The following is a 17,445-nucleotide window of genomic DNA, read 5'->3' as shown; positions in this document are numbered from 1 at the left end:
GGCTCCTAGATCCTCGGCTGCTGCTGGGTGACGCAGTGGATGCCACCGCCGCCGGAGAAGATCGTACGGGCGTCCACCAGGGTCACCGTCCGGTCGGGGAACAGGCGGCGGAAGATCCCGGCGGCGATCTCGTCGCGCGGGTCGTCGAAGCCGCACAGGACGACCCCGCCGTTGCACAGGTAGTGGTTGATGTAGGAGTGGTCGGCCCAGTGCCCGTCCGCCTCCAGGACGGTGGGGGCGGCCACCTCGACGACCTCCAGGCGGCGCCCCCGCGCGTCGGTCTGCGCCCGCAGCAGGCCGATGACCTCCCGGCTCACCTCGTGGTCGGGGTGCGCGGGGTCCGGCTGGTGGTGGGCGACGACGACACCGGGGCGGGCGAACGCGGCGACGATGTCGACGTGGCCGAGGGTGCCGAAGCCGTGCGGAGGGTAGTCGCCGGTGAGGCCGCGCGGCAGCCAGATCGCCTTGCGGGTGCCGAGCTGGGCGTGGATCTCCGCCTCGACCTCCGCCTTCGACCAGTGCGGGTTGCGCTCGGGGCCGAGCTGCACGGTCTCGGTGAGCAGGACCGTGCCCTCGCCGTCGACGTGGATGGCCCCGCCCTCGTTGACGAGCTTCGAGGCGTACGTCCGGGCCCCCGCGAGGTCCGCGACGTGCGCGGCGATCTTCGCGTCGTGCTCCCAGCGGGCCCAGCTCTGGGCGCCCCAGCCGTTGAACGTCCAGTCGACGGCGGCGAGTTCGCGCCCGTTCGTCAGGAAGGTCGGGCCGATGTCGCGCATCCACGCGTCGTCGAGGTCGCGCTCGACGGTGTCAATCCCCGGGCCGAGCAGGGCGCGCGCCCCGGCCGACTGTCCGGGGCCGCACACCACGGTCACCGGTTCGAAGCGGCGGACCGCGCGGGCGACCGACGCCCAGGCGGCGCGGGCGTCGGCGAGGTCCCCGGGGTCGTCGAAGGTGGGGTTGGGGCCCGGCCACGCCATCCAGGTGCGCTCGTGCGGGGTCCACTCGGCGGGCATGCGGAAGCCGTCGGCGGCAGCAGACATGGTGATCCTTAGAGGAAGTACAGGCGGTTGAGGGAGACCGAGTCGGCCGGTCCGGAGCGCAGCGGCTCGCCGTCGAGGGTGACCAGCCCGGTGTTCCGGTCGACGTCGACCGAGCCGGTACGGGAGTTGAGACGCAGGTCGGCCGGGCCGATCCCGCGGGTGCCGCGGACGGCGACGCGGCGGCGCCGGGTCGGCATGCGGTCACCGCCCTGGTCGAGGGCCGCCCGGGCGACGAAGGCGACCGAGAGGTCGGCCGGGGTCGCGCCGTACGCCCCGAACTGCGGTCCCAGCACGAGGGGTTCGCAGGTGTCGGTGGCGGCGTTCGGGTCGCCGACCACGCCGTAGGCGGGGAAGCCGGACTTGAGCACGAGCTGCGGTTTGGCGCCGAAGTACTCCGGCCGCCACAGCACGATGTCGGCGAGCTTGCCGACCTCGATCGAGCCGACCTCGTGCGAAAGCCCGTGCGCGATGGCGGGGTTGATGGTCAGCTTCGCCATGTAGCGCAGCACGCGCTCGTTGTCGTGGTCCTCGGGCGCGCCGCGCTCGGCCTTCATCTTCCCGGCCATCGCGAAGGTCCGCCGTACGGTCTCGCCGGCGCGGCCCATGCCCTGCGCGTCCGAGGAGGTGATGCCGATCGCGCCCAGGTCGTGCAGGACGTCCTCGGCGCCCATCGTCCCGGCGCGGATGCGGTCGCGGGCCAGGGCTGCGTCGCCGGGCAGGTCGGTCTTCAGGTCGTGGACCGAGACGATCATGCCGTAGTGCTCGGCGACCGCGTCCCGGCCGAAGGGCAGCGTCGGGTTGGTGGAGGAGCCTATGACGTTGGCGACCCCGGCCATCTTCAGCACGTTCGGCACGTGTCCGCCGCCGCAGCCCTCGATGTGGAAGGCGTGGACGGTGCGGCCCTCCAGCACCCGCAGGGTGTCCTCGACCGACAGGCACTCGTTCAACCCGTCGCTGTGCAGGGCCACTTGGACGTCGTACTCCTCGGCGACGCGCAGCGCGGTGTCCAGCGCCCGGGTGTGCGCGCCCATGTCCTCGTGCACCTTGAAGCCGGACGCGCCGCCCTCGGCGAGCGCCTCGACCAGCGGGGCGGGGGACGAGGACGAACCCCGGCCGAGGAAGCCGATGTTGACCGGCCAGGCGTCGAAGGCGTTGAACGCGTGCCGCAGCGCCCAGGGCGAGTTGACGCCGACGCCCCACACCGGGCCGAACTCCTGCCCGATGACGGTGGTCACGCCGGACGCCAGCGACGCCTCCATGATGCGCGGCGACAGCAGGTGGACGTGGGTGTCGACGGCCCCGGCGGTGGCGATGAGTCCCTCGCCGGACACGATGGACGTGCCGGTGCCGACCACGACGTCGACCCCGTCGAGCGTGTCCGGGTTGCCGGCCCGCCCGATCGAGCGGATCCGGCCCTCCCGGATGCCGATGGAGACCTTGCGGATCCCCTGCGCGGCGTCGATCACGACCACGTTGCTGACGACGACGTCGCAGGTCTCGCGGACGGCGGCGGCCTTCAGGTGCAGTCCGTCGCGGGCGGTCTTGCCGAAGCCGGCGAGGAACTCCTCGCCGTGGCGCTGCGCGTCGGACTCGACGCGGACGACCAGGCCGGAGTCGCCGAGGCGCAGGCGGTCGCCGGCCCGGGGGCCGTGGGTGGCGGCGTAGGCGTGCGGGTCGACGTTCATCGGTCGGCTCCCAGGTATCCGCAGGCGACGGCCCTGCGCAGGGCCTCTTCCTTCGCGCCCGGCGCGTCCAGCGCGCCGTCGACGAGGCCGGCGAAGCCGATGGCGACGCGGTCACCGCCGATCGGCAGCAGTCCGGCCTCGACGCTCTCGCCGGGCCCGAAGCGGACCGAGGAGCCTGCCGGCACCGCGAGCCGCATGCCGTAGGCCCGGGCGCGCGCGAAGTCGAGCCGGGGGTTGGCCTCGAAGAAGTGGAAGTGCGAGGTGACGGAGATGGGCACGGTGGCGGTGTTGGTGACCGTCAGCCGGTCCACCGGCTCGGGCTCGGTGTGCGCCGGCCCGGGCAGCAGGGCGCCCGGCCCGTCCGCGCCGAGCCCGCCTCCGCCGATCGGGTCGCTGACGATCGCGAGCCGTGACCCGTCGTCGAAGACGGCCTCGACGTGCACCTCGGTGACGACGTCCGCGACGCCCGGCAGGACGTCGTCGGGGCCGAGCACCGAGCGGGCGGCCTCGACGGCCTCGGCCAGCCGCCTGCCGTCCCGCGCGGCCTCGCACACGGTGTCCGCGATCAGCGCGGTGGCCTCCGGCACGTTGAGCCTGAGGCCGCGGGCCCGGCGGGCGCGGGCCAGCTCCGCGGCACCGAAGAGCAGCAGCCGGTCACGTTCCGTGGGAGTGAGTCTCACGACCCGGCACCTCCAAGCCTTCCTCGATCAGGGCGTCCCCGATTAGAGCAGCACTCTAACCATGAAATCGGCAGCCTGGTCCCGTTGACGGGAAAGCGTTGCAGAGTCCACATTGAGCGTCGCTCAAACCGCCCGCACTCACCAGGCCCGGTAGCCGCCCGGGGAGACCCTTCACGCCGATGGAACAGCGCGGAGTCGACACCGTCCCCGACGGGGAACGCACCAGCGGAGCACGCGGCCTCGTCTCGCTCCTGCTGGGCTCCGACGTGGGCGCCGATCACCCTGATCGGCTTCGCCCGCTGCCGGGTCTACGACGCGGAGGCCCTCCAGGTCTTCAACCGCCGCTCCCGGGGCGGGATCCACTGGTACACGGCCGGCTGGAACATCCCCGCCACCGCCTCCTGGGCCCCCGGCGCGGCCAGCGGGCTGCAGGCCCTGTCCCTGCCGCCGTACGAGGGGCCCGCCGCTGCCCCTGACCGGCGGGGTGGACCGCAGCTTCCCGCTGTCGGGCGCGGTGGGCGCGGTCGCCTGCCTGCTGCTCGCGCCGCGCCCGACGCCCTCCCCGCCCGCTGCCGTGCGGGAGCCGGTTCGCCGGGGACGGGCTCTGATCCCGCTCCGGCCCGGCCCCGGCGCCGTCACCGCCGGCCTGGCTCAGCCCAGCCGGTGCATCCAGCCGTGGGTGTCCTCGGCGATACCGCGCTGGATGTCGAGCAGGGCCCCGCGCAGGGCGAGGGTCACCTCGCCGGGCTCACCGCCGGACTGCCGCCACTCCACGCCCTCGCGCTTGACCGTGCCGACCGGGGTGATGACCGCGGCGGTGCCGCAGGCGAACACCTCGGTGAGGGTGCCGTTCTCGGCGTCGCGCTGCCACTGGTCCACGGAGACGCGTCCCTCCTCGGAGGTGTAGCCGAGGTCGCGGGCGACCGTCAGCAGGCTGTCCCGGGTGACGCCCTCCAGGATCGAGCCGGTCAGGGCGGGCGTGACGATCCGGTCCCCGTACACGAAGTACAGGTTCATCCCGCCGAGCTCCTCGACCCACTTGTGCTCGACCGCGTCGAGGTAGCAGACCTGGTCGCAGCCCTTCGCGGCGGCCTCGGCCTGGGCGAGGAGGGAGGCCGCGTAGTTGCCGCCGGTCTTCGCGTCGCCCATGCCGCCGGGGACGGCGCGGACGCGGTCCTCGGACAGCCAGATGGAGACCGGCCGCACGCCGCCGGGGAAGTACGCGCCGGCCGGGGAGGCGATCACCAGGAAGAGGTACTCGTTGGCGGGCTTCACCCCGAGCCCGACCTCGGTGGCGATCATGAACGGGCGCAGGTAGAGGGACTCCTCGCCGCCGTGCGCGGGGACCCAGTCACGGTCCTGGCGGACCAGCGCGTCGCACGCCTCGATGAACGTCTCGACCGGGAGCTCCGGCATGCCGAGCCGGCGCGCGGAGGACTGGAAGCGGCGGGCGTTCTTCTCGGGGCGGAAGGTGGCCACGCTCCCGTCGGGCTGACGGTATGCCTTGAGGCCCTCGAAGATCTCCTGCGCGTAGTGCAGGGTCATGTTGGCGGGGTCGAGGGAGAGCGGGCCGTACGGCACCAGCTGTCCGTCGTGCCAGCCGCGGCCCTCGGTCCACCTGATCGTCACCATGTGGTCGGTGAAGTGGCGGCCGAACCCGGGGTCGGCCAGGAGCGCCGAGCGCTCGGCGTCGGCCAGCGGGCTGGCGGACGGCTTGAGTTCGATCGTCGTGGGCGTCGTCATGGATGCTTGTCCTTCACCGGTTGTAGTGACGGGCCGCGCTCACGCCCGTACTGCCAGTGGCCAGTGCTAGGACGTCCGAGCATTCCCTCATTCCGCGGCTCCGCGTTCGATTGTCTCAAGAGCGGGGACCGTGGACGAAAACGGCGTGAATGCGGCTCAGGGGATGATGGTGGCACCCGGCGGGGACATACGAAAGCCGCCGGGTACGGAGTGACCCGGCGGCTTCGAAGGTGGTTCGAGGGGCGCGGGGTCAGCCGGCTACTCGTACGGCCAGCGCGTCGCCGATCTCGGCGGTGCTGCGGGCGGGGCCCCCGGCGCGCTCCGCGAGGTCGGCGGAGACGGCGTCCTCGATGCGGGCGGCCTCGGCCTCGTGGCCGAGGTGGCGCAGCAGCAGGGCGACGGACAGGACCGTGGCGCTGGGGTCGGCCTTGCCCTGGCCGGCGATGTCCGGGGCCGAGCCGTGCACCGGCTCGAACATGGAGGGGAACTCGCCGCTCGGGTTGATGTTCCCGGAGGCGGCGACGCCGATGCCGCCGGAGACGGCCGCGGCGAGGTCGGTGATGATGTCGCCGAAGAGGTTGTCGGTGACGATCACGTCGAAGCGCGCGGGGTCGGTGACGAGGTAGATCGTCGCGGCGTCCACGTGGATGTAGTCCGTGGTGACCTCGGGGAACTCCTCGGCCACCTTGTTGAAGACGTTCGTCCACAGGTGCCCCGCGAAGGTGAGCACGTTGTTCTTGTGGACGAGGGTCAGCTTCTTGCGCGGCCGGGCCTGGGCGCGGGCGAAGGCGTCGCGGACCACGCGCTCGACACCGAAGGCGGTGTTGACGGACACCTCGGTGGCGACCTCGTGCTCGGTGCCCTTGCGGATGGTGCCGCCGTTGCCGGTGTACGGGCCCTCGGTGCCCTCGCGGACCACGACGAAGTCGATCTGCGGCTCACCCGCGAGCGGGGTGGCGACACCCGGAAGGAGCCTCGACGGACGCAGGTTGACGTGGTGGTCGAAGGCGAACCGGAGCTTGAGCAGGAAGCCGCGCTCCAGGACGCCGGACGGCACCGACGGGTCGCCGATCGCGCCGAGCAGGATGGCGTCGTGCTGCCTGAGGGCGTCGAGGTCGGCCTCGGTGAGGGTCTCACCGGTCGCGTGGTAGCGCGTGGCGCCGAAGTCGTAGTCCTTGGTCTCCAGCTTCACATCCTGCGGAAGGACGGCGGAGAGGACCTTCAGACCTTCGGCCACGACCTCCTGGCCGATGCCGTCACCGGGAATCACTGCGAGATTGATGCTGCGAGACATGTCGGCACCGTACTCCTTGTCCCATGGGATGACATGCGGTGTCCGCGATCCGGACACCCACACGGGGGAAGGCGTCCGCCCTTCTCCGTGAGTTCACCCGGGCGTGGGGCGGCCGTCGGCTTCCGGCGGGAACGTGAGGAACATGGAGACACCGGACGTCGGCATCCCCGAGCGGCTCGCCCGCCGGATGAGCATGGCGGAGCAGTACGAGTACCTGCGCACGAAGCTGACCCGGCGCCGCACACTGGTCACGGCGGGCGCGGTGGCGGGCGGTCTGCTGACCGGCTGCTCGGGCTCGGGCGCGGGCGTGGCGGCCGGCGCCGCCCCGGCTTCCGCGGCGCCGGTGGAGCGGGTGAACGGTTCCGTCGTGCGCCCCTTCGGCCGTCATCTCGCCTTCGGCGCCGATCCGCGGACACAGATGCGGATCTCCTGGCAGGTGCCGCTGGCGGTCCGCCAGCCGTACGTCCGGATCGGCCCGCGGCCCGACGCGCTCGGCCGGAAGGTCGAGGCCGAGGTGCGCCACCTGCACACCCCGGGGCTGACGGGCGTACGAGCCGCCCTCGACCAGTACTACCTGCACGCGGCCCTGGACGCCCTGGCGCCCGGCACGACGTACTACTACGGCGTCGGCCACGAGGGCTTCGACCCGGCCTCCGCGGCCGGCCGGCACACCATCACGTCCTTCGACACCGCCCCGGCGAGCCCCCGCTAGTTCGTGTTCACCGCCTTCGGCGACCAGGGCGTGAGCCGGGCGGCGGCCGCCAACGACGACCTGCTGCTGCGGCGAAAGCCCGCCTTCCACCTGCACGCGGGCGACATCTGCTACGCCGACGGCAACGGCCGGGGCCTGAAGACCGACGGGTACGACCCCGCCTTCTGGGACCTGTTCCTCAAGCAGAACGAGCCGGTCGCGAGGTCGGTTCCGTGGATGGTGACCACCGGCAACCACGACATGGAGGCCTGGTACTCGCCGGAGGGCTACGGCGGCCAGCTGGCCCGCTTCTCCCTCCCCGACAGCGGCTTCGACCCGCGCACCACCCCGGGCGCCTACACGTTCACCTACGGCAACGTCGGGGTCGTCGCGCTGGACGCCAACGACGTCTCCTACGAGATCCCCGCCAACCTCGGTCACACGGGCGGCCGGCAGACGGCGTGGCTGGACCGGACGCTGGCCGGACTGCGGGCGGACCGGGCGGTCGACTTCGTGGTCGTCTTCTTCCACCACTGCGCCTACTCGACGTCCTCGCACGCCTCCGACGGCGGCGTCCGGGCCGAGTGGCTGCCGCTGTTCGCCAGGCACCAGGTGGATCTGGTGATCAACGGGCACAACCACGTGTACGAGCGGACCGACGCCGTCAAGGACGGCCGGGTCGGCAGGCCGGTCCCGATCGGCGCGAGCACGGACCCCACCCGGGACGGGACCGTGTACGTGACGGCGGGCGGCGGCGGCCGCGACCTGTACGGCTTCCCGCCGGGGGTGAAGGAGAGCTACGAGGGGCGCGTGACCCGCGGCGAATCCGTCGACACCTTCCGGTGGACCCGGTCCGGGGATCCCGACAAGGAGACCGTGGAGTGGTCGCGGGTGCGCTACCGGGGCTTCTCGCTGCTGTCGGTGGAGGCGGTGAGCGGTAGCACCCCGAGGCTCGCGGTGTCGGCGCTCGCGCAGAACGGTGAGCGCATCGACCATTTCGAGGTGCGGCGCGGCGGTTGAGGCCGCGCCGCACCCCGGCGGGTGCGGCTCCCGGCATGAGGGTTCTACCCTTTCGGGCCGCTGCTCAGTGACCGGAGCGCGGCCCGGTGGTTCAGTGACCGGTCGAACCGCCGTTGTCCCGGCGGTCGAGGGCGCGCTGGAGGGCGGCGGCCGCGTTCTTGCGGTCCGACTCGCTGATACGGGAGGTGTGACGGACTCGTCGGCGTGCGGTCGTCTCGGCCATGGGGAATCGGCTCCTTCGAATTCCGGAAGGCGGAAAGGGGATACGAGACGCCGGAAGGGGCGGGGAGCGGTGCCGCAGGGGTTGCCTGCATGGGGCCCGGCTCACGACCGCCATTCGCTTGATCGAGCGAGACGTTCGGCTCCTACAAAAGTAAGCGAGGAGCGCGCGTCTGTCTCCACAATTACTCGGACTTCCTACTATCTGAGACGGCACCCCCCGCCATACCCCCGCGACCTGCGCGTTCCTCTTCCGGAGGGGAAGCGTCCGAAGCCCCCGGAGCCGCCCGCCACGGCGAACGGGCCGGGTCCCGTGAGGACCCGGCCCGTTGCCTGCGCGGGGGCGGTCAGCCCATGTGCGGGTAGGTGTAGTCGGTCGGCGGGACGAGCGTCTCCTTGATGGCGCGGGTCAGCGTCCAGCGCATCAGGTTCTGCGGGGCGCCGGCCTTGTCGTTGGTGCCGGAGGCCCGGCCGCCGCCGAAGGGCTGCTGACCGACGACGGCACCCGTCGACTTGTCGTTGATGTAGAAGTTGCCGGCCGCGTAGCGCAGCTTCTCCATCGTGTACGCGGCCGCCGCGCGGTCGCCGGCGACGACCGAGCCGGTGAGGGCGTAGTCCGAGACCGACTCCATCTGGGCCAGCATCTCGTCGTAGCGCTCGTCCTCGTAGACGTACACCGCGAGGAACGGGCCGAAGTACTCGGTCGTGAAGACCTCGTTCTCCGGGTCCGTGCACTCCACGACGGTCGGGCGGACGAAGTAGCCGACCGAGTCGTCGTAGGTGCCGCCCGCGACGATGGTGCAGGTCGGATCCTGCTTCGCCCGGTCGATGGCGGCCTTGTTCTTGGCGAAGGACCGCTCGTCGATGACCGCGCCGACGAAGTTCGACAGGTCGGTGACGTCCCCCATGGTGAGGTAGTCGACCTCGGCGGCGAACTCCTCGCGGAAACCGCCGTTCCAGATCGACGCGGGGACGTACGCCCGGGAGGTCGCCGAGCACTTCTGGCCCTGGTACTCGAACGCGCCGCGGGTCAGGGCGGTCTTGAGGATCGCGGGGTCGGCGCTCGGGTGGGCGACGACGAAGTCCTTGCCACCGGTCTCGCCCACCAGACGCGGGTAGGAGCGGTACTTCTCGATGTTGGCGCCGACGGTCTTCCACAGGTACTGGAAGGTCTTCGTCGAGCCGGTGAAGTGGATGCCCGCGAGGTCGCGGTGGGTCAGGGCGACCTCGGAGACCTCGATGCCGTCGCCGGTGACGAGGTTGATGACGCCCTTGGGCAGACCGGCCTCCTCCAGCAGCTGCATCAGCAGCACGGCGGCGTGGGTCTGGGTGGGGGACGGCTTCCACACGACGACGTTGCCCATCAGCGCGGGCGCGGTCGGCAGGTTGCCCGCGATCGCCGTGAAGTTGAACGGCGTGATCGCGTAGACGAAGCCCTCCAGCGGGCGGTGGTCGAGACGGTTCCAGACGCCCGGGGAGTTGGCCGGCGGCTGCTCGGCGAGCAGGTCGCGGGCGTACTTGACGTTGAAGCGCCAGAAGTCGACCAGTTCGCAGGGGCAGTCGATCTCCGCCTGCTGGGCGGTCTTGGACTGGCCGAGCATGGTGGAGGCGGCCAGCGTCTCGCGCCACGGGCCGGCCAGCAGCTCGGCGGCGCGCAGGATGATCGCGGCACGGTCGTCGAAGGACATCGCGCGCCAGGCGGGCGCGGCGGCCAGGGCCGCGTCGATCGCGTCCTGGGCGTCCTGCCGGGTGGCGTGCGCGCCGGTGCCGATGACGGCCTTGTGGTTGTGCGGCTGCACGACCTCGAAGCGCTCACCGCCACCGAGCCGCTTCGCGCCGCCGATGGTCATCGGCAGCTCGATCGGGTTCTCGGCCAGCTCCTTGAGCCTGGCCTCCAGGCGGGCGCGCTCGGGCGAGCCGGGGGCGTAGCCGTGCACCGGCTCGTTGACGGGGGTGGGGACCTGGGTCACAGCGTCCATGGGTTCCGTTGCTCCTTCTTGAGCGGTGTGGTCCGGGCTCAGCCCTTGGTGATCATGCTGCGTACGAAGAACCGCAGGTTGGCGGGCTTCTCCGCGAGCCGCCGCATGAAGTAGCCGTACCAGTCGGTGCCGTAGGCGGTGTAGACGCGCATGCGGTGTCCCTCGGCGGCGAGCCGCAGGTGTTCCTCGCCGCGGATGCCGTACAGCATCTGGAACTCGTACTCGTCCAGCTTGCGGCCGGCGCGCCGGGCCAGTTCCTGCGCGATGGAGATCAGGCGGGGGTCGTGGGAGCCGATCATCGGGTAGCCGTCGCCCTCCATCAGGATGCGCAGGACCCTGACGTAGGCCTTGTCGATCTCCCGCTTCTGCTGGAACGCGACCTCGGCGGGCTCCTTGTACGCGCCCTTCACCAGCCGCACCCGGCTGCCGCTCGCGGCGAGCCGGCGGGCGTCGGCCTCGGTGCGGAACAGGTAGGCCTGGATGACGCAGCCGGTCTGCGGGAAGTCCTTCCGCAACTCCTCGTGGATGGCGAACATCGAGTCGAGGGTGGTGTGGTCCTCGGCGTCGAGGGTGACCGTGGTGCCGATGGCGGCGGCCGCCTCGACGACGGGCCGGACGTTGGCGAGCGCCAGCTCGTGACCGCCGGCCAGGGACTGCCCGAACAGGGACAGCTTGACGGACATCTCGGCGCGGGTGCCCAGCTCCAGCTCGCCGAGCCGGTCGACGAGCGCCAGGTAGGCGTCCCGGGCGGCGGCGGCCTGCTCGGGGCGGGTGATGTCCTCGCCGACGACGTCCATGGTGAGTTCGAGACCCCGGTCGGTGAGGTCCCTGATGATCGGGACGATCTCGTCCACGCTCTCGCCGGGGATGAACCGGTCGACGACCTGCCTGGTGACCGGGGCGGCCGAGATCAGGCGGCGCATCCGGTCGCTGCGCGACGCGGCGAGAATCACGGGACCCAGCACGGGGCACCTCCACTTACCAACCCACACGAGGCCGACTCCCGGAGCTTCGGGAACGGCACGGAGAACCACCGTGAAACCTAAGGATCCCTCCGATCGTCGGCCATCGACAGCTGTCACGCATCCGTGCCACCGATCTCAGACAGATGTATGAAGAAGGCGCGGGGATGGGGGAGAATGCCCGGGTGACGTCGGAATTCAGGGCTGACTACCAGGAGCTGGTCGACGAGATCTCGGAGCTGCTGGGCGCCCCCGCCACGCTGGAGAACCGGGACTTCGAGCTGATCGCCTTCGGCGCCTACGACAGCGAGGACGACCTCGACGCGGCCGCCCTGGACCCCGTCCGCACCCGCTCGATCCTGACCCGCCGCTCGACGGCGGCGATCCGCTCCTGGTTCGAGGGCTTCGGCATCACCCGCGCCACCGGCCCCGTCCGTATCCCGCCCACGCCGGAGGCCGGGGTGTACCGCGGGCGGGTGTGCCTTCCGGTACGGCACCGCGGGGTCGCCCTGGGGTACGTCTGGCTGCTGGACGACGACCCGGGCCCGAGCGCGGTCCGGCTGGCCGCGGCGATGGAGGTGACGGCGCGCATCGGGGCGCTGCTCGCCGACGAGGCGCAGCACGGCGCCGACCTCACCCGTGAACTGCGAGCGGTCCTGACGGCGGAGCGCGACTGGCAGCACGACATGGCGGTCGCCGAACTCCGCACCGCCCTGGGGTCCCGCGCGAACGGCCCGCACACGGTGGTGTGCGTGGCGCCCTGGCCGTCGGCGGACCCCGACGACGCCCCCTCCCTCCGTACGCTGCCGGGGGCGACGGCCCTGTGCACGGTGCCGTGGGGGGCGGCCGGCCAGTGCCTGGCCCTGCTGGTGAGACTGCGCTCGGCGGACGTCCCGACCCCGGCGGTCTCGGCGGCGACGCGGCTGCTGGAGCGGGCCCGCGGCAGCGGGACGGGACCCGTCGGGCCTGGCGCGCCGACCAGCGTCGCGGCGGGAGTCGCGGCCGGCCGCCCCGGGCTCGTGGAGCTGGGCACGGCCTGGCGGGAGGCGTCGGCGGCGGCCCGGGCGGCCCTGTCGGAGCCCCGGTTCGGTCCGGTCGCCGAGTGGGCGTCCATCGGCCCGTTCCGCCTGCTCACGGCGCTGCCCCCCGAGACCGCGCGGGACCCCGCCGTACGGCCCCTGCTCTCCGCCGCCCACCGCGAACTCGCCCGCACCGCCGAGGTCTTCCTCGACTGCGCGGGCCAGGCGGGCCGCACCGCCGCCGAACTCGGCATCCACCGCCAGACGTTGTACTACCGCCTGTCCCGCGTCGAGAAGCTGACGGGCCTGGACCTGGACGACGGGGAGGACCGGCTCCTGCTGCACATGGCGCTGAAGGCGGCCCGGCTGTAGGCCACTTCGCGGTGCGGGCCGGTCAGCCGCGGACGTCACTCGGCCGGTGCTGCCCGACCGTGCTGTGAAAGGGCACCGCCGCCGCGCTGCCACATCTCGTAGTTCCCGCACTCCGCCGTGATCTCGGCCGTCGTCTGAGCCGCGGTGAGGAAGTCGTCGACCGTCGGCGAGCTGCGCGATGCCGCCACCGCGAGGCACGCCTGGTCGGGCGCCAGATCCGGGACGGGCACGTAGACGACGTCCGGATGTGAGGAGAACACGGTCGCCGAACGGGCCGGGAACGAGATGCCCCGGCCGGCCGCGACATGCGCGAGCGTCTCGTCCACCCCGCGCACCAGGTACCCGGCGTTGGGGTGCGGGCGCCTGGTGGGCTGCGTGTCCGGGTCGGCGTGCCAGACCAGCGGTTCGCCGGCCAGGTCGGCTTCGGTGAGTTCCCGCCGGGGATTACGCGACAGCCCTTAGAAGGGCCGGCCGGCCCTTCTAAGGGCTGGACGCCGTCCGCGCGGCACGGGCCACCGCGAGCGGTAACCGCTGGTGGCAGCCGTCCGCGGTGCCCGCGGTCAGCTCTCCGCGGCGCCCGCGATGAGCCGGCGCAGTCCCTCGGTGAGGTGCTCGGCGTCGGTGGCCGTGCCCGGGTCGAAGACCCACTGCACCATCAGGCCCTGGAGCAGGGTCTGGTAGAGACGGCCCTCGGTGTCGACGGTCTCCTGGTCGAGGTCCGCCTCCGGGACGCCGGTGAACAGCGGCACGATGCCCGACCGGCCCTGCTCCTGCGCCTCGGCGAGCAGCTTGCGCACCTCGGGGAGGCGGTCGCCCTGGAGGATGAGTTCGAAGCTCGGCAGCCAGATGGGGCGGGAGTCGGGGAACGAGCGGATGATGTTCGCCCAGACCTCCTGGAACCGCTCGAGGGACCGCGCGGGCGCCGTCGCCGCACCGCCCGCGCCCCAGCCCGGGTCGAAGCGGTCCCCCATCCCCTCGATGAGCGACACGTACGCCTGCACGAGCAGCGCGTCCTTCGAGCCGTAGTGGTAGCCGATCGACGCCAGGTTGGTCCCCGACTCCTTGACGATGTCGCGGGCGGTCGTGCGCAGGAAGCCCTTTTCCAGCAGGCAGCGCTTGGCGCCTTCGAGCAGATCCTCACGGTGTCCCATGGCGAGCAGCCTACCCCCGATCCATACGACCGTCCCATACAGATGACTTACACAATCGTTCTAGACAAGCGTTTAAGACGCCCGTACATTGACGGCATGACGAACCCGACCCGCACCACCCCGGCCTCCGCGAGCCGCGCCGGCCGCCGCGAATGGACCGCTCTCGGCGTGCTGATGCTGCCGCTGCTCCTGGTCTCCATGGACGTCTCGGTCCTGTACTTCGCCATCCCGGCGATCAGCGCGGACCTGGAGCCCAGCGGCACCCAGCAACTGTGGATCTTCGACATCTACGCCTTCGTCCTGGCCGGCCTGCTGATGACGATGGGCTCGCTCGGCGACCGCATCGGCCGGCGCAGGCTGCTGCTGATCGGCGCGGCCGCCTTCGGCGCCGCCTCCCTGGTGGCCGCCTACGCCGACAGCGCCGAGACCCTGATCGCGGCCCGCGCGGTCCTCGGCATAGGCGGCGCGACCCTGATGCCGTCCACGATGGCGCTGCTGCGCACGATGTTCACCGACCCCGCCCAGCGCGCGAAGGCGATCGGCCTGTGGTCCGGCGTGATGACGGCCGGGATCGCGCTCGGCTCGGTGCTGAGCGGTGTCCTGGTGCAGTACTTCTGGTGGGGCTCGGTCTTCCTGGTCAACCTGCCCGCCATGGCCCTGCTGCTGGTCCTCGGCCCGGTCCTGCTGCCCGAGTCGAAGGACCCCGCGCCCGGCCGCTTCGACTGGCCGAGCGTCCCGCTGTCGATGGCCGCCGTGCTCCCCGTGATCTACGGCCTGAAGGAGATCACCTCCAGGGGCTGGCACGCGCAGTACGTCGTCTCGATCACCCTCGGCCTGCTCGTCGCGGCGGCGTTCGTCCACCGCCAGCGCACCACCGCTTCACCGATGATCTCCCCGGCCCTCTTCCGCGGCCGCGGTTTCGCCCCGGCCGTCGTCCTGAACCTGGTGTCGGCCTTCGGGATGCTCGGGTCGGCGCTCTTCACCACGCAGTACCTGCAGTCGGTGCTCGACAAGAGCGCGATGGCCGCCGCCCTGTGGGCCCTGCTCCCCTCGGTGCCGATCGGCATGGCCGCCCCGATGGCCACCGCGCTCGTCCAGCGGGGCATCGACCGGGCGCACGTCGTCACCGCCGGCTTCGCCGTCGCCGCCTGCGGTTACGGCCTGCTGGCCCTGGCCGGAACCGACTCGATGTGGCTGGTGCTCACCGCGTGCGGTGTCCTCGCCTCGGGCATCGTGATGGTCCTCTCCCAGATGACGGACCTCGCGCTCGGCACCACTCCGGTGGAACGGGCGGGCGCCGCGTCCTCCCTGCTGGAGACCGGCACCGAGTTCGGCGGCGCCCTCGGGATGGCCGTCCTCGGCTCCATCGGCACCGCGATCTACCGCCACGACATCCCGGCCTCGGCGCCCGCACCGGCCCACGAGACACTGGGCGGCGCGCTGGCTGTCGCCGGGCAGCTGCCGGGGCGCGCGGGAGACGCCCTGGCGGCGGCGGCCCGCGAGGCGTTCACCCACGGGATGCAGGGCGCGGCGATCGCGGGAGCGGCCCTGCTGGCCGGGTCGGCGGTCCTGGCGGCGGTGACCCTGCGCGGGCTCACCGAGGACGCCGGGACCACCGGGACCACCAAGAGCGAGGCGTAGGGAATACACGGACGCCGGGTGGGCTGAGGAGTCCTCAGCCCACCCGGCGTCGTTTCAGACCCGAACGGGGCCTGGGGGCGGCAGCCCCCGGGCCCGGTCACCTCAGACGAGGTTGACCGAACGGGCGAACGTCGCCCCGGTCTCCTCCGCCACCTCGGCCAGCACACCGGCCTCCACCGTGTCGTCGACCGTCAGCACGGCCAGCGCCTCGCCGCCCGCCGCCGCACGGGCGACCTGCATACCGGCGATGTTGATGCCCGCCTCGCCGAAGATCCGGCCCACCGTCCCGACGACACCGGGACGGTCCTCGTAGCGCAGCACCACCATGTGGTCGGCGAGCGCGAGGTCGACGTCGTACTCGCCGACCGCGACGATCTTCTGGAGGTGCTTGGGGCCGGCCAGCGTGCCGGAGACCGACACCTCGTCGCCGCTGCCCAGCGTGCCGCGCACGGTGACGACGTTGCGGTGGTCGGCGGACTCCGAGCTGGTGGTCAGCCGCACCTCGACGCCGCGCTCCTGCGCGAACAGCGGGGCGTTGACGTACGACACGGTCTCGTCGACGACGTCCTCGAACACGCCCTTGAGCGCGCTGAGTTCGAGCACCTTCACGTCGTGCTGGGTGATCTCGCCGTACACCTCGACGTCGAGCCGGACCGCGACCTCACCCGCGAGCGCGGTGAAGATCCGGCCGAGGCGCTCGGCGAGCGGCAGGCCCGGCTTGACGTCCTCGGCGATGACCCCGCCCTGGACGTTGACCGCGTCCGGCACCAGCTCGCCGGCGAGCGCGAGCCGCACCGACCGGGCGACGGCGATGCCCGCCTTCTCCTGCGCCTCGTCCGTGGAGGCGCCGAGGTGCGGAGTGCAGACGACCTGGTCGAGCTCGAACAGCGGGGAGTCGGTGCAGGGCTCCTTCGCGTACACGTCGAGACCGGCGCCGGCGACGCGGCCCTCCTTGAGCGCCGAGTACAGCGCCTCCTCGTCGACGATGCCACCGCGCGCGGCGTTGACGATCCGCACCGAGGGCCTGACCTTGTGCAGCGCCTCGTCACCGATGAGACCCACGGTCTCCGGCGTCTTCGGCAGGTGCACGGTGATGAAGTCGGAGACCTCCAGCAGCTCGTCCAGCGACAGCACCTTCACGCCCATCTGCGCGGCCCTGGCCGGCTGGACGTAGGGGTCGTAGGCGACGACCTTCATGCCGAAGGCCGACATGCGCTGCGCGACGAGCGCGCCGATGCGGCCGAGGCCGACGACACCGAGGGTCTTCTCCGCCAGCTCCACGCCCGTGTACTTGCTGCGCTTCCACTCGCCGTTCTTCAGGGCGGTGTTGGCCTGCGGGATGTGCCGGGCGGTGGCGAGCAGCAGACCGCAGGCCAGTTCGGCGGCGGTCACGATGTTCGAGGTGGGCGCGTTGACGACCATCACGCCGGCCTTGGTGGCGGCGGAGACGTCCACGTTGTCCAGGCCGACGCCGGCTCGTGCGACGACCTTCAGCTTGTTCGCGGCGGCGATGGCCTCCGCGTCGACCTTGGTGGCGGAACGCACCAGGATCGCGTCCACGTCGGCGATGGCGGGCAGCAGCTCGGCCCGGTCGGCGCCGTTGCAGTGCCGGATCTCGAAGTCCGGGCCGAGTGCGTCGACAGTCGCGGGCGACAGCTCTTCAGCGATGAGTACGACAGGTTTCGAGCTCACGTGAGTCCTCACAAGTCCCATGCATGCGGACGGCCGTCCCGACGGCCGCAGGCGGTGGAGGGTGCTAGCCGCGTGGAAGACGCACGACGCTGTGGGCCTGACGCGTATGTAGTACGGCAGTGTAGTGGCGTGGGGGAGATCGTCCTGCGCCTGTGCGGAAGGATCACCCGGACGTGGCTGTACACGGCGGCCAACACCGGAATGAGCCCCTCGGGCGTCCGGGGAGCGGGTCCGGGGGCGGAACCCCGAGGTCCGGC

The 17,445-nt window shown here is 72.1% G+C and carries 13 protein-coding genes and 2 pseudogenes; 4 read left to right on the top strand and 11 right to left on the bottom strand.

The window, feature by feature from the left end:
- Positions 1–5: 5 nt before the first annotated feature.
- The 3 genes from ABZT03_RS24190 to ureA are packed head-to-tail and all read right to left on the bottom strand — an operon-like array spanning position 6 to position 3,405.
- Positions 6–1,040, bottom strand: a complete 1,035-nt coding sequence (locus tag ABZT03_RS24190; RefSeq protein ID WP_356042509.1) for an agmatine deiminase family protein — start codon at positions 1,038–1,040, stop codon at positions 6–8.
- 8 nt (positions 1,041–1,048) lie between these two features.
- Positions 1,049–2,725 (bottom strand): urease subunit alpha, encoded by a 1,677-nt coding sequence (locus tag ABZT03_RS24185; RefSeq protein ID WP_356042508.1) that lies wholly within the window; start codon positions 2,723–2,725, stop codon positions 1,049–1,051.
- Entirely contained in the window at positions 2,722–3,405 is a 684-nt protein-coding gene (ureA, locus tag ABZT03_RS24180; protein ID WP_356042506.1) for an urease subunit gamma, read from the bottom strand. The genes ABZT03_RS24185 and ureA overlap by 4 nt, the downstream gene beginning before the upstream one ends.
- A gap of 267 nt (positions 3,406–3,672) precedes the next feature.
- Here ureA and ABZT03_RS24175 point away from each other — a divergent pair.
- Positions 3,673–3,943 (top strand): annotated as a pseudogene (locus tag ABZT03_RS24175) (cytosine permease); the annotation flags it as partial.
- Between the two features lie 113 nt (positions 3,944–4,056).
- Here the strand turns inward: ABZT03_RS24175 and ABZT03_RS24170 are convergent.
- The gene (locus ABZT03_RS24170) at positions 4,057–5,148 is read right to left on the bottom strand and encodes a branched-chain amino acid aminotransferase (protein WP_356042504.1); all 1,092 of its coding nucleotides are present in this window, start codon (positions 5,146–5,148) and stop codon (positions 4,057–4,059) included.
- A 250-nt stretch (positions 5,149–5,398) separates the two neighbouring features.
- Positions 5,399–6,442: a 3-isopropylmalate dehydrogenase gene (locus tag ABZT03_RS24165; RefSeq protein ID WP_356042502.1), complete on the bottom strand. Its 1,044-nt coding sequence runs from the start codon at positions 6,440–6,442 to the stop codon at positions 5,399–5,401.
- Between the two features lie 142 nt (positions 6,443–6,584).
- Here ABZT03_RS24165 and ABZT03_RS24160 point away from each other — a divergent pair.
- Positions 6,585–8,153 (top strand): annotated as a pseudogene (locus ABZT03_RS24160) (metallophosphoesterase family protein).
- 91 nt (positions 8,154–8,244) lie between these two features.
- Here the strand turns inward: ABZT03_RS24160 and ABZT03_RS24155 are convergent.
- The 3 genes from ABZT03_RS24155 to ABZT03_RS24145 form a co-directional block, all read right to left on the bottom strand.
- The gene (locus ABZT03_RS24155; protein WP_356042501.1) at positions 8,245–8,376 is read right to left on the bottom strand and encodes a hypothetical protein; all 132 of its coding nucleotides are present in this window, start codon (positions 8,374–8,376) and stop codon (positions 8,245–8,247) included.
- 343 nt (positions 8,377–8,719) lie between these two features.
- A complete protein-coding gene (pruA, locus tag ABZT03_RS24150) occupies positions 8,720–10,351 on the bottom strand; it encodes an L-glutamate gamma-semialdehyde dehydrogenase (protein ID WP_356042499.1) in 1,632 nt (543 codons plus the stop codon).
- Positions 10,352–10,389: 38 nt separating this feature from the next.
- Positions 10,390–11,316, bottom strand: a complete 927-nt coding sequence (locus tag ABZT03_RS24145; protein ID WP_356042497.1) for a proline dehydrogenase family protein — start codon at positions 11,314–11,316, stop codon at positions 10,390–10,392.
- Positions 11,317–11,480: 164 nt separating this feature from the next.
- On the opposite strand from ABZT03_RS24145, the gene ABZT03_RS24140 reads away from it, so the two are divergent.
- Positions 11,481–12,704: a helix-turn-helix domain-containing protein gene (locus ABZT03_RS24140; RefSeq protein WP_356042496.1), complete on the top strand. Its 1,224-nt coding sequence runs from the start codon at positions 11,481–11,483 to the stop codon at positions 12,702–12,704.
- 35 nt (positions 12,705–12,739) lie between these two features.
- Here the strand turns inward: ABZT03_RS24140 and ABZT03_RS24135 are convergent, their stop codons facing one another.
- Positions 12,740–13,159 carry a LysR substrate-binding domain-containing protein gene (locus ABZT03_RS24135; RefSeq protein WP_356042529.1) on the bottom strand — a complete coding sequence of 140 codons (420 nt, stop codon included), beginning with the start codon at positions 13,157–13,159 and terminating at the stop codon, positions 12,740–12,742.
- Positions 13,160–13,264: 105 nt separating this feature from the next.
- Positions 13,265–13,855 (bottom strand): TetR/AcrR family transcriptional regulator, encoded by a 591-nt coding sequence (locus ABZT03_RS24130; protein ID WP_356042494.1) that lies wholly within the window; start codon positions 13,853–13,855, stop codon positions 13,265–13,267.
- 96 nt (positions 13,856–13,951) lie between these two features.
- Between ABZT03_RS24130 and ABZT03_RS24125 the strand changes: the two genes are divergently transcribed.
- Positions 13,952–15,496: an MFS transporter gene (locus tag ABZT03_RS24125; RefSeq protein ID WP_356042492.1), complete on the top strand. Its 1,545-nt coding sequence runs from the start codon at positions 13,952–13,954 to the stop codon at positions 15,494–15,496.
- 102 nt (positions 15,497–15,598) lie between these two features.
- On the opposite strand, the gene serA is transcribed toward ABZT03_RS24125, so the two are convergent.
- Positions 15,599–17,188 carry a phosphoglycerate dehydrogenase gene (gene serA, locus ABZT03_RS24120; protein ID WP_356042490.1) on the bottom strand — a complete coding sequence of 530 codons (1,590 nt, stop codon included), beginning with the start codon at positions 17,186–17,188 and terminating at the stop codon, positions 15,599–15,601.
- Positions 17,189–17,445 lie beyond the last annotated feature (257 nt).

The organism is Streptomyces sp. NPDC005574 (assembly GCF_040605435.1).
GTDB lineage: Bacteria > Actinomycetota > Actinomycetes > Streptomycetales > Streptomycetaceae > Streptomyces.
The sequence above is the reverse complement of the archived record's forward strand: the minus strand, read 5'-3'. Positions and strand labels throughout refer to the sequence as shown.

Excerpts from the sequence above, each read along its gene's own strand:
- ABZT03_RS24190 (WP_356042509.1), bottom strand. The coding sequence starts at position 1,040 with ATGTCTGCTGCCGCCGACGGCTTCCGCATGCCCGCCGAGTGGACCCCG.
- ABZT03_RS24185 (WP_356042508.1), bottom strand. The coding sequence starts at position 2,725 with ATGAACGTCGACCCGCACGCCTACGCCGCCACCCACGGCCCCCGGGCC.
- ABZT03_RS24170 (WP_356042504.1), bottom strand. The coding sequence starts at position 5,148 with ATGACGACGCCCACGACGATCGAACTCAAGCCGTCCGCCAGCCCGCTG.
- ABZT03_RS24165 (WP_356042502.1), bottom strand. The coding sequence starts at position 6,442 with ATGTCTCGCAGCATCAATCTCGCAGTGATTCCCGGTGACGGCATCGGC.
- ABZT03_RS24155 (WP_356042501.1), bottom strand. The coding sequence starts at position 8,376 with ATGGCCGAGACGACCGCACGCCGACGAGTCCGTCACACCTCCCGTATC.
- pruA (WP_356042499.1), bottom strand. The coding sequence starts at position 10,351 with ATGGACGCTGTGACCCAGGTCCCCACCCCCGTCAACGAGCCGGTGCAC.
- ABZT03_RS24140 (WP_356042496.1), top strand. The coding sequence starts at position 11,481 with ATGGGGGAGAATGCCCGGGTGACGTCGGAATTCAGGGCTGACTACCAG.
- ABZT03_RS24130 (WP_356042494.1), bottom strand. The coding sequence starts at position 13,855 with ATGGGACACCGTGAGGATCTGCTCGAAGGCGCCAAGCGCTGCCTGCTG.
- ABZT03_RS24125 (WP_356042492.1), top strand. The coding sequence starts at position 13,952 with ATGACGAACCCGACCCGCACCACCCCGGCCTCCGCGAGCCGCGCCGGC.